Raw genomic sequence first — 13,337 nt, forward strand, 5'->3', positions numbered from 1 at the left:
ACGACCCCGGTCTGCGCGGCCAGTGTCGCCAGCTCCAGCTGGTGTGCCGCGTCGGCGAGCGCGGTCAGCGGTGCCACCTACGAGCTGACCTGCTGACCCGCCCCTTGAGCCTGCCGGTGACCGCCGGCGGTACACAAGGAGGAATCCCATGGAGAAGACCACCGCGATCATGGAGCTGATGGCCGGTTACGAGGCCTACAGCGACGCTCGTGAGCTGAACGTGACGGCCGCTGCCGAGGCGCCCGCCACTTCGCCCGCCTGCATCGCCAGTGCCACCGCCAGCTTCGTCGCCAGCCAGTTCTCCGCCAAGACGATCGCCGGCGGCTGCTGAACCGAGGAACCCTCCGCATTCCGTCACCTTTCCGTCCGCGGGACACCCTTGTCGAAAAAGGGGGTGCCGAATCAACGGAAAACATGCCGAACGCATGGGTGGCGGAATACCGAAGGAATCGCGTCGAAGCGGTTCCGAAGAAAAAGAGAAACGCAAAACAAAAGGGAGAGATTCATGGACAAGTCCATGGCCATCATGGAGCTCGTTTCGCACTACGACGCCTACGCGGACGTCGACGAGCTGAACATCACGGCGGCGGCCGACGCCCCCGCCACGACCCCGGTCTGCGCGGCCAGTGTCGCCAGCTCCAGCTGGTGTGCCGCGNGAACCTGCCGGCACGGGCCGGCAGCGCTCCTTCACGGAGCACATGAAGAGAGGGAAATCCCATGGAGAAGACCACCGCGATCATGGAGCTGATGGCCGGTTACGAGGCCTACAGCGACGCTCGTGAGCTGAACGTGACGGCCGCTGCCGAGGCGCCCGCCACTTCGCCCGCCTGCATCGCCAGCGCCACCGCCAGCTTCGTCGCCAGCCAGTTCTCGGCCAGGACGATCGCCGGCGGCTGCTGATCGTGGCTCGCCGGCCGGCCGGCCACGGAACGTCCGCGTCACCGTGTCCGGCCGCCCGGCGGTCTTCACCTCCCGGCCCTCCCCTCTCGGGGCCGGGGAACAACCCCGTTCACCCGCGCACCAGATGGGAACCGACCGATGGCGCACCAACAGGACAGCGGAGATCTGCTGGAGATGGCGGACCTCCTCACCCCCGCCGCGATCCGGGCCGCCGCCACCCTGCGTCTCGCGGACCGTCTCGACGGCCCGGCCGACGTGGTGAAGCTGGCGGAGATCACCGGCACCCGTGCGGACCTGCTGGAACTGCTGCTGCGTCACCTCACGGACAAGGGTGTGCTGACCCTCGGCGACGACGGCACCCACGCCGTCACCGAACTCGGCGCCCGGCTCCGCTCGGACCACCCGGAGAGCCTGCGCGCCCACCTGGCGCAGGACGGCCTGTACGGAAGGGCCGAACTGGCCCTGGTCGACCTCACGCACACGCTGCGCACCGGAGAGCCGGCCCATGCGGCGGTCTTCGGACGCGGCTACTGGGAGACCGTCAACGAGGACCCCGCCTTCGTCGAGGCGCTGGAGCAGACCGAGGAACGGCCGCAGCTCGGCTGGGGTGCGGAGCTCATCTTCGACAGCTACGACTGGCGGCAGGTCCGGCGGGTGGTCGACGTCGGCGGTCACAGCGGCGCCGTCCTCATGGAACTGCTGCGCCGTCAGCCCGGCCTGCACGGCACCCTGGTCGACCTCAAGAACGTGGCCGAGGTCGCCGGCCGGCGGTTCGCCGCCGCCGGTCTGGCGGACCGCGCCCGGGCCGTGGTCGGCAGCTTCTTCGATCCGCTGCCCACGGGCGGCGACGTCTACCTGCTGTCGGCCATCCTCGCCGACTGGTCGGACGAGCGGGCGGTCGCGATCCTGCGCCGCTGCGCCGAGGCGGCGGGACCGGCCGGCAAGGTCCTCGTCGCCGAGGTGAACCTCCGGGTTCCGCGGGATGCCCCCGGCTCGGCGGCCCTGGAACTGTGGCTGCGGGCCACGATGCCCGCCCCCGTCCGCACCGTCGAGCAGGTGAAGGCCCTCGCCGAGGCCGCGGGCCTGCGCCCCACGTGGGAGGGCCCCGTCACCCCCGTACGCTCCCTCCTCGAGTTCACGCCGTGCTGAGCTTCGACGACGTACGCAAGAGTTTCGGCGGCCGGCGCGTCCTGGACGACCTGGCCTTCGACGTGCGGCCCGGCGAGCTGTTCGGGTTCTGCGGAGCCAACGGCGCCGGCAAGACGACCGCCCTGCGCATCGCGCTCGGGGTGGTGCGCGCCGACCGGGGGGCGGTGCGCTGGAACGGCGCCGAGGCGGACGCCCACTCCCGCCGCCGCTTCGGCTACATGCCCGAGGAGCGCGGCCTGTACGCCAAGATGACCCCCCTCGACCAGCTCGTGTACTTCGCACGGCTGAGCGGCGTCCGGCCCCGCGAGGCCAAGCGCCGTGCCGCCGAGTGGATGGACCGCCTCGGTGTGGCGGCCGGACCCAAGGACCCGCTCGAGAAGCTGTCCCTCGGCAACCAGCAGAAGGTCCAGCTGATCGCGGCGCTCATCCACGACCCGGCCGTCCTGGTCCTGGACGAGCCCTTCTCGGGGCTCGATCCGGTCGCCGTGGACGCCATGGCCGACGTGCTGCTGGAGCGCGCCCGTGAGGGCGTGCCGGTCGTCTTCTCCAGCCACCAGCTGGAACTGGTGGAGCGACTGTGCGACCGCGTCGGCATCCTCCGCGGCGGCCGTCTGGTGGCCGAGGGGACCGTCCAGGAGCTGCGCCGCGCCGCCGGCCGGGGGCGGGTGCTGATGTCGGTGCGCGACGTGACTCCGGCGTGGGCGAGGAGCCTGACCGGGGCGCGGGTGCTGGCCGAGGAGGACGGGCTGACCAGCCTGGAGCTGGAGTCCGACCGGGCGGCGCAGGAAGCCCTGGCCGCGGCGCAGGCAGCCGGGCGCGTGGAGTTCTTCGGCCGACGGGAAGCGGGCCTCGTGGACATCTTCAGGGAAGCGGTGGAGGCATGAACCGGCGTGCCGACCTGGAACTGGTGCGCGTCATCGCCGCCCGCGAGATCGTGCGGCAACTGCGCAACAAGGCCTTCTGGGCGTCGGTGATCGTGACCGCCGCGATGATGGCCCTCTCGTTCGCCCTGACCGGCGTACTGAAAGGCGACGGCGACGGTCCGCCCTCCGTCGCCGTGGTGGGGGAGCGCACGGTCGCCTCGGCGCTGCGCACCGACGTCACGGTGAAGGAGTACCCGGACACGGACGCCGCCCGCACGGCGGTACGCGACGGCACGGTGGACGCGGCGGTGCTGCCCGGCGGTGAGGTGCTGGTGCTGCGCGCGCTGGACGCGGATCTCGGGCTCGTGATCCGGCAGGCCGAGCAGACCGCCGCCCACGTCGAGCAGATGGCGGAACTCGGCGCGGGGCCCGGCCGGACCGCACGGGCGCTCACCCCGCCGGCCCTGCGCGTCAGCGCGATCGACGCGGACGCGGACGCGGAGCGGGAACGGACGATGACCGCCGGGATCGGTGTGCTCCTGCTGTTCGTCCTGATGCTGCTGTCCGGGCTGGGCATCGCCCAGGGCGTCGCGGAGGAGAAGTCCAGCCGCATCGTGGAGGTGCTGCTGGCCAAGGCCCGCGCCTGGCATCTGCTGACCGGCAAGATCGTCGGCCTGGGCGCCGCGGCCCTGGTGCAGATCCTGCTGATGGCGATCGCGACCCTGGGGGCCGCGATCGGGTTCGAGGCGCTGACCGCGCCGCTCGGCGCCATCGGCACCGCCGCCAACCTGCTGCTGTGGTTCGCCCCGGGCTACGTCCTGTTCGTGACCCTCTACGCGGTGGCGGGCGCGCTGGTCTCCCGGCAGGAGGACGTCAACCACGTCATCGGGCCGGTGAACATGCTCCAGATGCTGAGCCTGGCCGGACCCGCCCTCGCGGCGCGCGGCGCCGAGGACGACACGGTGCTGACCGTCGTGTCCCTGGTGCCCGGCCTGTCCTGGGCCGCGATGCCCATGCGCATGGCCACCACCGACGTGCCCTGGTGGCAGGTGGGAACGGCGTTCGCGCTGATGCTGCTGGCGATCGTCGCCCTCGTCCGGTTCGGCGGCCGCGTCTACCGCGGCGGCCTGCTCAGGTACGGCGGGATCGTCAAGGTCGGAGAGGCGCTGCGCGGTGCGGCGCACTGAGAGCTCGGTACGGGAAGGTCGAGGAGGGGAGCCGGGTATGGGACACGTGGTCACCGAGCGCGGGGACACGCATGCCGAGGAGGCATGGCGGTTGCACGTCCTGCGGGAACTGGCCCGAGGCAAGGGGGTGCAGGTCGGCGTCATCGCCGTGCTCGCCCTGGCCTCCGCCGGAGCGACGCTGGCGCTCCCGATGGTGGTGGGCCGGCTGCTGGCCGTGATCCAGAACGGAGACAACCCGGTCTGGTGGGTGCTGGCCATGGTCGCGGCCGGCTTCGGCTCGGCCGCCGCCGGAGCGCTGGCCACGTATCTGCTGAGCGGAATGGGACGGCGGCTGATCCTGCGGCTGCGCGTGCGCACCATGCGGCACGCCCTGGAACTGCGGCTGCGCGACGCCCAGGCGGAGGGCCCCGGCAACCTCGTCTCCCGCCTGACCGCCGACGCCGCCATGGTCAAGAACCTCATCGACATCGGGCCGATGCAGCTGCCGATGGCCGGCATCACCGTCGTGGGCACGCTCGTGATCATGGGGCTGCTCGACTGGGTCCTGCTGCTGATCACCGTCGCGGCGTTCCTGGTGGCGGTCGGGCTCATCACGCTCGTGGTCAAGGGACTGCGCCGCACCTACACGGCGGTCCAGGGCGAGGTCGGAGGGCTGGCGCAGCACTTCGTCGCCGCGCTCGGCGCGCTGACCATCATCAAGGCCTACCGCGCGGAGAGGACCACCGGCGACCGGCTCGCCGAGCGGGCAGGCCGGGTGGCCCAGCTGGAGGCCGTCGCGGCCCGCATGGAGTCGCTGATGGTGCCGATCATCACCCTCGGCCAGCAGGTGGCCCTGGTCAGCGTGGTGATCGGAGGCGGCAGCCGGATGATGCACGGTCACCTCAGCCTGGCCGACTTCGTCTCCTTCCTGCTCTACCTCCTCCAGCTCACCGCGCCGCTGATCATGGCGGCCTCGGGCGTGAGCGGTCTCCAGACGGGCCTGGTGGCCCGCAAGCGGTTCGAGGCCCTGTTCGCGCTGCCGACGGAGACCTCGGCCCGGGCCGCCACTGCCGCCGGGCCCCGGCCCCACCCGGCCCCCGGGCGGGCCGTGTCAGCGGCGCCGGCGGCCGTGCGCTTCGAGAACGTCGGCTTCGGCTACGGCGACCAGCCGGTCCTGCGGGACGTCGGCCTGACGGTCCCCGCCCACGGGCTCACCGCCCTGGTCGGCCTGTCGGGATCGGGCAAGACCACCGCGCTGGGCCTGATCGAGGGCTTCATGGAACCGGACAGCGGCCGCGTCGAGGTGCTGGGCCGGGACCTGGCCGACTGGCCGCTCACCGACCTGCGCGCCCGGATCGCCTACGTGGACCAGTCGTGCACGCTGCTCCAGGACACCGTCCGCGAGAACCTGCTGCTGGGGCACGAGCGGACGCCCGCCGACGCGGAGCTCATGGCCGCGCTCGACCGCGTGGGTCTCGGGGAGGAGATCCGCCGCCTGCCGCAGGGCCTGGACACCGTCCTGGGCGGTGCGAGCGACCTCTCCGGCGGACAGCGCCAGCGGCTGGCGCTCGCGCGGGCCGTCCTGTCCGACGCCCCGCTGGTGCTGCTCGACGAGCCGTCGTCGCACCTGGACTCCATCAACGAGCAGAAGCTCCGGGACGTCGTGGACGCACTCGCCGCCGACCGCGCGGTCGTGGTCGTCGCCCACCGCATCTCCACCGTCCAGCACGCCGGCCACGTGATCGTGCTCGACGGCGGCCGGGTCGTCGACCAGGGGACCCACCTGGGCCTCCTCGACCGCTGCCCCGACTACGCCGACCTGGTGAGCGGTCAGACCCTCAGCACCGCGTCCCGATGAGACCCGTAACGACGACCCCGGCCGCCGGCCGGCGGACAGACCGGCCAGGAGCGGCCCAGTGACTCAGCGATCCACGCCCACGTACTCGATCCTCATGCCCTTCGCCCCGCCGCGGCCGGAGATGATCCTGCCCTACGCGGCGCTCACCCAGTGGAGCGCCGCACACCGGCTGTGGCAGGGCCAGGCCATGCTCAACCAGCCGCACCAGGCGTTCGCCTACGCCGCCGCGTCCGGCTTCCGGGTGCCGGTCGGGCTGGGCGTGACCCTCATGCCGTTCACCCACCCCTACGAGGCGGCGCTCCAGGCGCAGTCGGTGGCCGCGGCGACCGGCCACCCCGTGGTGGCCGGCTTCGGGCCGGGCGCGGCGGTGCTCCAGCGCAGCATGCGCGGCGCCCCCTACCGCAGCCCGCTGACCGCGTCGCGCGAGTACCTCACGGCGGTACGCGGCCTGCTGGCCGGCGAGTCCGTCGCCCAGGACGGCACCTACTTCACCTGCCACGGCAAGCTGCTGCCGGTGCCGCGTCCGCCCGTCGAGGTGGGACTCGGGGTGCTGCGCCCCGGGATGGCCCGGCTGGCCGGAGAGGTGGCCGACACGGCCATCACCTGGCTCACGCCCGCCGCCTACCTGCGCGACACCATCGTCCCCGCCCTGCGCGAGGGCGCCGAGGCCGCAGGGCGCGCGGTCCCCCGGCTGGTGTCCATCGTCCCGGTCGCCCTGGCCGCACCGGACCGGGACCCGGCCGCCCTCGCCCTCGCGAGCAACCTCGGCCACCTCCAGCTGCCGCACTACGTCGACATGCTGCGCCGCTCCGGCATCGACGCCGACACCGACGACCCCGCCTCCGGCGCCGCCGCCCTGGTCGCGGGGCGGGCCTTCCTGTACGGGGAGCCGAAGGTGCTCGCCGAGGAACTCGCCGCGTTCCACGAGGCGGGGGTCGACGAGATCGTCCTCAACGTGACGGGAGTGAACGCTACCTACGGCGGCCAGAGCGCGCTGCGCGAACTGGAGCGGATCCTCACGGAGGTGACCTCGTGAGCGGTCACCTCCGAGAGCCCGGACCGGCCGCCCCGCCCCAGGCGCCCGGCACCGAGCCTCCCGCCCTGAACGTCGACCGGCTGCTGGTGGTCACCGCGGGCTCCGCGTTCGCGACCGGCATGCCGTACTGGGTGGACTGGCTGCGGCTGTCCTATCCCGACCTCGAGATCAAGCTCGTCCTCACCCGGACCGCCCGGCGCTTCGTCACCCGGCAGGCACTGGCCGGGCGGCTGCACCGGGTCGGCGAGGTGCTGTTCGACGAGTGGCCGCAGGACGAGGCGACGGCACGCCACGTCGAATGGGCCGAGTGGGCCCAGGCGGTGATGGTCTATCCCGCGACGTTCCACTTCACCGCGCGACTGGCACTGGGGCTGGCCGACTCCCCGGCCCTGCTCGCCTGCCACTGCACCCGGGCCCCCGTGGCGGTGGCCCCCGCCCTGCCTCCCGGCGGGCTGGAGAGCGCCGCCTTCCAGACCCACTGGGCGGCGCTGGCCGCCCGGCCGAACCTCGTCCTCGTACCCCCGCACCCCGGCATCAGCCTGACCACCGGTCGGGCCGAGGCGTGGGTGCCACCGCTGTTGCCGGAGGCCGTCAGCATGCTGGAACACCGCCGCGCCGAGCTGGAGGCGGGCCCGCCTGGACCGCCCGCGACCCCGGCCCAGTTCGCCGCCGACCTGGCCCGGTCATGAGCGGGCGGGAAGCGGTGTCCGCGACCGCCTCCGCCGCGTCCGCGGCGCCGGAGGAGCTGGAGTACGGCACCGATCTGCTGCGCACCCGGGTCAGTGCCGTGCCCGGTGGTCACGAGTGGACCAGGACCGCGGGACGCCTGGCGCCGGACCCCTTCCGGTCCGCCACCGGGCTCGGCGACCGGCTGGCCATGGCCGACGGCAGGGGAGCCGTCCGGCTGGCCGTGGGGCACGGCAGCCCGACGAGCCGCACGTACCGGATCGCGGGCGGGGAGTCGGTGGCGAACGGACTGCTGTCCTGCGGCCCGCTGCCCGAGCTGCGGGAACCGATGCGCGGACTCGGCCTGGCGCTGCGCCGGCTGCACGCCGGCGGTCCGCCGGACCGGGGCACCGGCACGGGGCCGTGGCCCGGGCCGCCGCGCGGGCTTCTCCGCCTCGACACCTGGCTGGCGGGCCGGGCCCCGGTCGCCCGCGCCGCCTACGTGGGCGCCCAGTTGCGGGGCCGGCTGGGCCCCGAGCGCTGGGGCCGGGTCACCGACTGGTGCCACCGGGTCCGCGAGGATCCCGACGTGACCCTGGTGCACGGCGCCCCCGGGCTCGGCTCCCTGATCGCCGGGGACGGCACCGGGTCCGCCGCCCTCCTGACGGGCGAGGACCTGGCCGTCGCTCCCTGGTACTTCGACCTCGGCTGGGTGCTGGGCGAACTGGTCGAACTGAGATGGCAGCTGGGCGGCGACCAGGAAGGCTGGCAGCTCCTGCTGGAGGCGCTCTTCGAGGGGTACGGCCGCGATGCCGGAGAGCAGTGGAACCGGCTCGCGGCGCTGCGCATCCTGCTGCACGTCCACGACATCGCGGCCTACGTCGGCTGGCACACCGCCGGGTTCGACCACTACGCCACGTTCCTGACGTTCCTGGTCGACCTGTGACCGTGCCCGCCCGCCCGACGGCGCAACCCACCCCCTTCGCACCGCACTCCTTCACGACCCACGGGAGACGCACGCCATGAACGCCAGTCGTCCGCAGCCGGGCCCGATCCGGTTCACCCTGCCGAACGGGCTCCGGGTGGTGCTGGACTGCCGGTTCCCGCAGCCGAGGGTGGCCGTGGCCGTGCACTACGGCACCGGGTTCCGGTCCGAGCCGCCCGGCCGGGAGGGATTCGCCCACCTCTTCGAGCACCTGATGTTCCGTGGCAGCGCCAGCCTCCCCGAGGGACGCTTCTACGACCATGTGCACCGATTCGGCGCCCACGCCAACGGCACCACGCACCAGGACTACACCGACTACTACCAGGTGGTCCCGGCGCAGGCGCTGGAGAAGGCCCTGTTCGCGGAGGCGGACCGGATGCGCGCGCCGCTCTTCACCGAGGCCGCCCTGGCGGAGCAGCTCGTCGGTGTGGAAGAGGAGATCCGGCAGGCGGTGCAGGACCGGCCCTACGGAGGCTTCCCCTGGCCGCTGATGCCCGGGGTGCTGTTCCGGCGCTTCGCCAACGCGCACGACGGGTACGGCGACCCCGAGCGGCTGCGCACCACCACGGTGGCGGACTGCGCGGAGTTCTTCGCCGCCCACTACGCGCCCGGCAACGCCGTGCTCACCGTCGTCGGCGCGGCGGACCCCGAGGTGGTCCGCGCACTGGTGGAGCGGCACTTCGGGGAGATCGAGGCCCGCCCCCTGCCGCCGGAGCCCGTGCTCGCCGAGCCCCTCCCCGCGAAGGAGCGGTGGGCGGAGGGGACCGAGCCGGGATTCGCGGCGACCGCGCTGGCCGCCGGATACCGGCTGCCCGACCCGGACACGGACCTGGCGGGCTACCTTGCGCACGCGGTACTGGCCCGGCTCACCGCCGAGCAGGGCCCGCCGGCAGCCGGCCTGCCCCCCGTCAGCACGAGCTGCGGCTTCTTCGGGCCCCTGGACGCCAAGGACCCCGACGCGCTGGTGGTCACGGCGCTGCTGCGGTCCGGCACCGACCCGCGGGACGTGGTCACCGCTCTCGGCCGGCGATGGGCCGGCTGGGCGGACGGGCCCCCGGCGGACGCGGTGCGGCGGACGGCCGGGCTGATGGTGAGCGAGCATTACCGGCTGCACGCGGGCCTGGAGGCCCGGTGCCGCGCCCTCGGCCGGCTGGAGATCCTCTTCGGCCGGGCCGAGCTCCTCGACCTGCTCCCCGACCGTCTCGCCGCCGTCGGCCCCGCCGATGTCGCCCGCGCCGCCGGCGAACTGGCCGGCTCCGCCGCGTCGGTGCTGGTGCTGCGCCCCGGCACCGAGCGCACCCGGCCTCGGCGGCCGTTCGCGGACGGAGCCGGCCCCGCGGACACCGGGGAGGGGAGCGGCGCCCGGCGGAACCCGGCCGGGGCCGTGCCCGCGGCCCGGCCGCCGGCGCCGTACGGCGTGCCGTCCTGGCCGGCGCAGCCGGACCCGCACGAGGTGACGTGGGAGAACGGAACGCGCGTGGTCGCTGTCGCCGACCGGCGGATGCCCTACGTGGAGGCGCGGCTGCGGCTGCCCCTGGGGCCGGCCGGCTGGGCGGACCCGGCGGGGACCGAGACCCTGCTGCGCGCCGCACTCGCCCGCATCCGCGCCGCGGAGCGCGCGGCGGCCCTGGGAGCCACCCTGGGGGCGTCCGTGGACGGGCAGTGGCTGGACGTCACGGGCTGCGCGCCCGCGCAGCGGCTTCCCGCCTGGCTGGCCCTGCTCGCCGAACTCGTCGCCCCGCACGCCGGACCCGCCGGCCCGGAGGCCGTGCCCGCCCTGCCACCGGCTGCCCGGCCGCCCGCGCAACGCCTCGTCGACGACGCCCTGCGCCGGCACTGGCTCGCTCCGGACACGGGCGGTGAACTCCCCGGTCGTGCGCGGGGCGGGGACCGGCGGCCGCTCGGAGATCCGCGCGGCGGCGTCCTCGTCCTGCTCGGCGACCTGGACCCCGGGCAGGCGGTCGCCGCGGCGGCCGGGGCGCTCTCCGGCTGGCGGTCCGGCCGCCCGGCCCCCGCGGAACCCGAAGCCGTGCGGCGGCCGTCGGCGGGCGGACGGCTGCTGGTCCTGCGGGATCCGGCCGAAGCCGAGGTGCATCTGACCCTGTGCGCACCCGAACGGCGGGCGCCGGACGGGCGCGCCGCGCAGACCGAGGCGGCCCGCTACCTGGCCACGGCGGTGTTCGGCGGCTACTTCGGCTCCCGGCTGGCCCGGCGCCTGCGCGCGGTGACCGGCGCGGGAGGCGAGGCCTACAGCGGGCGGGACGTGATGCTCGGGACCCCGCGTGTCTTCGTACGGGCGAGGGTGGCGCCCGGCTCCGCCGAGGGGCTGCTCGCGCAGCTGCGCGAGGAACTGCGCCGTGCCGGGGAGGAGCCGTTCGCCGAGGCGGAGGTCGAGGCGGCGCGGGAGTTCTGCGCCGCGCAGGCGCTCGGCGCCTTCGACTCCCCGGCGGCGCAGGCCGACCTGCTGCGCCAGCTGACCGCCACGGGCCGGGACCCGGGGTGGCTGACCGCGCTTCCGCGCCTGCTCACCGAGGTCCCCGCGCAGGAGGTGGCCCGGGCCGGCCGCGAACTCTTCGCGGACGCCGCCATGGACACGGTGCTGCTCGGCGCCCTGGGTCCGGACCTGGCGTCGCTTCCGGCCGGCGCCTGAGGGGCCCGGGACGGAGGTACGGACCCGGTGTACTGCCGAGGGGTACACCGGGTCCGTACGTGATCGTCGATCCTAGGCCCTGACGTCACCCTCCCGCCCCGGCACCGGCGGATCTCAGGGGGCGGCGGGGTCGGCGAGGGCGGCGATACGGCGCAGTTCCGCGAGGTGTCCGGCGAGCGCCTCCCGGCCCGCCTCGGTCAGGGCGAGCCAGGTGTGGGTGCGGGAGTTCATGGGGACCTTGCGCACGGTCGCGTAGCCGGCCGTCTGCAGCACCTTGACCTGCTTGCTCAGGACGGAGTCGCTGACCGCGAGGGCGTCACGGACGACGGAGAACTCCAGGGAGTCGACCGCCGCGAGCATGGCGCAGATCTGCAAGCGGTGCGCCGGGTGGATCACTTCGTCCAGACCGGGCACGGTCACGCCTGCCGCTGCATGTCGCGGCGCAGCGCCTCGTCGTTGCGCCTGGTGACGTACACGGTGAGGACGAGCGCCACGAGTCCGGCCACCGACATGGCGCCGGGCACGTCCGCGGCCAGCTTCAGGCTGAGGCCCAGGGCGCCGAGGGCGAGGAGGAGCACCAGGTACAGGCCGTTGAGGCCACGGGTGCCGGGGGCGGACACCGAGCGGTTGACCGAGATGCCGCGGGAGCGGGCGACGCTCAGGGTGAGCGCCGCGGGGAGGACGATGCCACCGGCGATGACACCCGAGGGCACCATGCTTCCGCCCATGTCGATCGACGCGAAAACGATGCCCACGCCGAGGCCCAGCCCGGCGTGGTACCACCAGGGCGCGGTGGCGCGGTCGGCGAGCGCGGCACGGGCGGAGGCGGCGCTGTCCAGGGCCGAGCGCGCGGCGGCGGGGTCTTCCGGGATGCTGTTTTCCATGATGGAAAGTGTACCCCGACTTTCCATCATGGCAAGTGTCTTTCGCGGGTCCGGTCACCCGGTCCGGAAGGTGGTCACACCCAGCCCCGTTCGCGGGCGAGCAGGGCCGCCTGCGGACGGCTCGCCGCCTCCAGTGACTGCAGGATGCTCGCCACGTAACGGCGGTAGGTGCGCACGGACACCCCCAGCTGCCGGGCGCCGATCTCGTCCTTCGTGCCGCGGCACATGGCTTCCAGAACCTGCTGCTCGACCTCCGGCAGCCGCTCCGGTTCGCCCTCGTCGCCGAGCGAGGCCAGTTCCGTACCGGTCGACCAGGTCCCCTCGAACAACGCGACCATGTTGGCCACCAGCCCCGGTTCCTGGGCCACCAGGGCACCGCGCGAGCTGTCCGCGGGATCGACCGGCGTCAGCGCGATGTGGCGGTCGTAGACGAGGATGCGGGTGGGTATCTCCTCCACCACGCGTATCTCCGCTCCCAGGGAGACCAGTTCACGCAGGTAGTCGGCGGTGAGGGGATCCTCCAGCGCCTGGGTGCGCACGATGTTCCTGATCCGCACGCCCCGCCTGATACATCGCAGGTCCAGCGGCCGGGCGTGCTGGATGTTCTCGTGCGTCAGCTTCGTGTACGGCTCGGCCGACAGGATCTCCTCGCGGGCGAAGAAGGCGAGGGTGTCGATCTTGCTCCGGATGGTGTCCAGGTTGTCGAGCTTCTCCACGTCGGGCGCCTCGGCCGGCGCCGACTCCTGCTCGGCGCGGAAGGACGCGACCAGGTGCCGGGCCTGGGTGACGGCCCGCATCTCGTCGTGCAGCTGCCTCAGCCGCATGCCGGTCAGATTGTCCACGACCAGTTCGGGGACGCCCGGCAGCAGGCCGCCGTCGGCACCCTCCGTGACGACCGTCAGGGAGAGGAGGCGTTCCAGCGCGCTCTCGATCTCGTGGAGCGGTGCGTGTACCGGTGGCTGGAGTTCGCTGGGTCTCGCACCCGGGTTTCTCAGGAGATGGCGGTAGAGCTGCTCTTCCAGCTCCGACAGCCCCAGGACCGACATCGAGCCGACAGTCATGCGACATCCCCCTACGTCGTTTCAGCGATCGTGCCCATACCCGTGGTCAGCGGGCCACACAGCGTGGCTGAAAGCGCGATCATATGGGAATCGACGACTCCGCGGCAGTCGCGGTTCCG

The 13,337-nt window shown here is 73.8% G+C and carries 14 protein-coding genes; 11 read left to right on the plus strand and 3 right to left on the minus strand.

Translation table 11 applies throughout. From position 1 onward, the window contains the following. Window positions 1-148: 148 nt before the first annotated feature. The 11 genes from IEZ05_RS34770 (at window position 149) to IEZ05_RS34820 (ending at window position 11,273) form a co-directional block, all read left to right on the plus strand. Window positions 149-331 (plus strand): LxmA leader domain family RiPP, encoded by a 183-nt coding sequence (locus IEZ05_RS34770; RefSeq protein ID WP_189234317.1) that lies wholly within the window; start codon window positions 149-151, stop codon window positions 329-331. 195 nt (window positions 332-526) lie between these two features. Further along, window positions 527-748, plus strand: a complete 222-nt coding sequence (locus IEZ05_RS34775; RefSeq protein WP_229869998.1) for an LxmA leader domain family RiPP — start codon at window positions 527-529, stop codon at window positions 746-748. Beyond that, entirely contained in the window at window positions 718-900 is a 183-nt protein-coding gene (locus IEZ05_RS34780) for an LxmA leader domain family RiPP (RefSeq protein WP_189234319.1), read from the plus strand. The genes IEZ05_RS34775 and IEZ05_RS34780 overlap by 31 nt, the downstream gene beginning before the upstream one ends. 138 nt (window positions 901-1,038) lie before the next feature. After that, a complete protein-coding gene (locus IEZ05_RS34785) occupies window positions 1,039-2,049 on the plus strand; it encodes a methyltransferase (protein ID WP_189234320.1) in 1,011 nt (336 codons plus the stop codon). After that, complete coding sequence (locus IEZ05_RS34790; RefSeq protein WP_189234321.1) at window positions 2,043-2,933, plus strand: ABC transporter ATP-binding protein; 891 nt, start codon at window positions 2,043-2,045, stop codon at window positions 2,931-2,933. Before IEZ05_RS34785 ends, IEZ05_RS34790 begins: the two co-directional genes overlap by 7 nt. Beyond that, window positions 2,930-4,099 (plus strand): ABC transporter permease, encoded by a 1,170-nt coding sequence (locus IEZ05_RS34795; protein WP_189234322.1) that lies wholly within the window; start codon window positions 2,930-2,932, stop codon window positions 4,097-4,099. Before IEZ05_RS34790 ends, IEZ05_RS34795 begins: the two co-directional genes overlap by 4 nt. A 37-nt stretch (window positions 4,100-4,136) precedes the next feature. Beyond that, complete coding sequence (locus IEZ05_RS34800; protein WP_189234323.1) at window positions 4,137-5,936, plus strand: ABC transporter ATP-binding protein; 1,800 nt, start codon at window positions 4,137-4,139, stop codon at window positions 5,934-5,936. A gap of 94 nt (window positions 5,937-6,030) precedes the next feature. After that, entirely contained in the window at window positions 6,031-6,972 is a 942-nt protein-coding gene (locus IEZ05_RS34805) for an LLM class flavin-dependent oxidoreductase (protein ID WP_189234378.1), read from the plus strand. Then, complete coding sequence (locus IEZ05_RS34810) at window positions 6,969-7,661, plus strand: flavoprotein (RefSeq protein ID WP_229869992.1); 693 nt, start codon at window positions 6,969-6,971, stop codon at window positions 7,659-7,661. The genes IEZ05_RS34805 and IEZ05_RS34810 overlap by 4 nt, the downstream gene beginning before the upstream one ends. Next, entirely contained in the window at window positions 7,658-8,584 is a 927-nt protein-coding gene (locus tag IEZ05_RS34815; RefSeq protein WP_189234324.1) for an aminoglycoside phosphotransferase family protein, read from the plus strand. The genes IEZ05_RS34810 and IEZ05_RS34815 overlap by 4 nt, the downstream gene beginning before the upstream one ends. A 76-nt stretch (window positions 8,585-8,660) precedes the next feature. Continuing rightward, window positions 8,661-11,273 carry a M16 family metallopeptidase gene (locus IEZ05_RS34820; protein WP_189234325.1) on the plus strand — a complete coding sequence of 871 codons (2,613 nt, stop codon included), beginning with the start codon at window positions 8,661-8,663 and terminating at the stop codon, window positions 11,271-11,273. A gap of 114 nt (window positions 11,274-11,387) precedes the next feature. Here IEZ05_RS34820 and IEZ05_RS34825 read toward each other — a convergent pair whose 3' ends face one another. The 3 genes from IEZ05_RS34825 to IEZ05_RS34835 form a co-directional block, all read right to left on the minus strand. Beyond that, a complete protein-coding gene (locus IEZ05_RS34825; RefSeq protein WP_189234380.1) occupies window positions 11,388-11,687 on the minus strand; it encodes a transcriptional regulator in 300 nt (99 codons plus the stop codon). A 2-nt stretch (window positions 11,688-11,689) separates the two neighbouring features. After that, window positions 11,690-12,157, minus strand: a complete 468-nt coding sequence (locus IEZ05_RS34830; RefSeq protein WP_229869993.1) for a hypothetical protein — start codon at window positions 12,155-12,157, stop codon at window positions 11,690-11,692. 74 nt (window positions 12,158-12,231) lie between these two features. Next, window positions 12,232-13,218 carry a helix-turn-helix transcriptional regulator gene (locus tag IEZ05_RS34835; protein ID WP_229869994.1) on the minus strand — a complete coding sequence of 329 codons (987 nt, stop codon included), beginning with the start codon at window positions 13,216-13,218 and terminating at the stop codon, window positions 12,232-12,234. Window positions 13,219-13,337 lie beyond the last annotated feature (119 nt).

Source organism: Streptomyces flaveolus (assembly GCF_014648815.1).
GTDB lineage: Bacteria > Actinomycetota > Actinomycetes > Streptomycetales > Streptomycetaceae > Streptomyces > Streptomyces flaveolus.

What these genes read in the sequence shown, in the direction of transcription:
- IEZ05_RS34770 (WP_189234317.1), top strand. Translation starts at nt 149, where the DNA reads ATGGAGAAGACCACCGCGATCATGGAGCTGATGGCCGGTTACGAGGCC.
- IEZ05_RS34780 (WP_189234319.1), top strand. Translation starts at nt 718, where the DNA reads ATGGAGAAGACCACCGCGATCATGGAGCTGATGGCCGGTTACGAGGCC.
- IEZ05_RS34785 (WP_189234320.1), top strand. Translation starts at nt 1,039, where the DNA reads ATGGCGCACCAACAGGACAGCGGAGATCTGCTGGAGATGGCGGACCTC.
- IEZ05_RS34795 (WP_189234322.1), top strand. Translation starts at nt 2,930, where the DNA reads ATGAACCGGCGTGCCGACCTGGAACTGGTGCGCGTCATCGCCGCCCGC.
- IEZ05_RS34800 (WP_189234323.1), top strand. Translation starts at nt 4,137, where the DNA reads ATGGGACACGTGGTCACCGAGCGCGGGGACACGCATGCCGAGGAGGCA.
- IEZ05_RS34805 (WP_189234378.1), top strand. Translation starts at nt 6,031, where the DNA reads ATGCCCTTCGCCCCGCCGCGGCCGGAGATGATCCTGCCCTACGCGGCG.
- IEZ05_RS34815 (WP_189234324.1), top strand. Translation starts at nt 7,658, where the DNA reads ATGAGCGGGCGGGAAGCGGTGTCCGCGACCGCCTCCGCCGCGTCCGCG.
- IEZ05_RS34820 (WP_189234325.1), top strand. Translation starts at nt 8,661, where the DNA reads ATGAACGCCAGTCGTCCGCAGCCGGGCCCGATCCGGTTCACCCTGCCG.
- IEZ05_RS34830 (WP_229869993.1), bottom strand. Translation starts at nt 12,157, where the DNA reads ATGGAAAACAGCATCCCGGAAGACCCCGCCGCCGCGCGCTCGGCCCTG.
- IEZ05_RS34835 (WP_229869994.1), bottom strand. Translation starts at nt 13,218, where the DNA reads ATGACTGTCGGCTCGATGTCGGTCCTGGGGCTGTCGGAGCTGGAAGAG.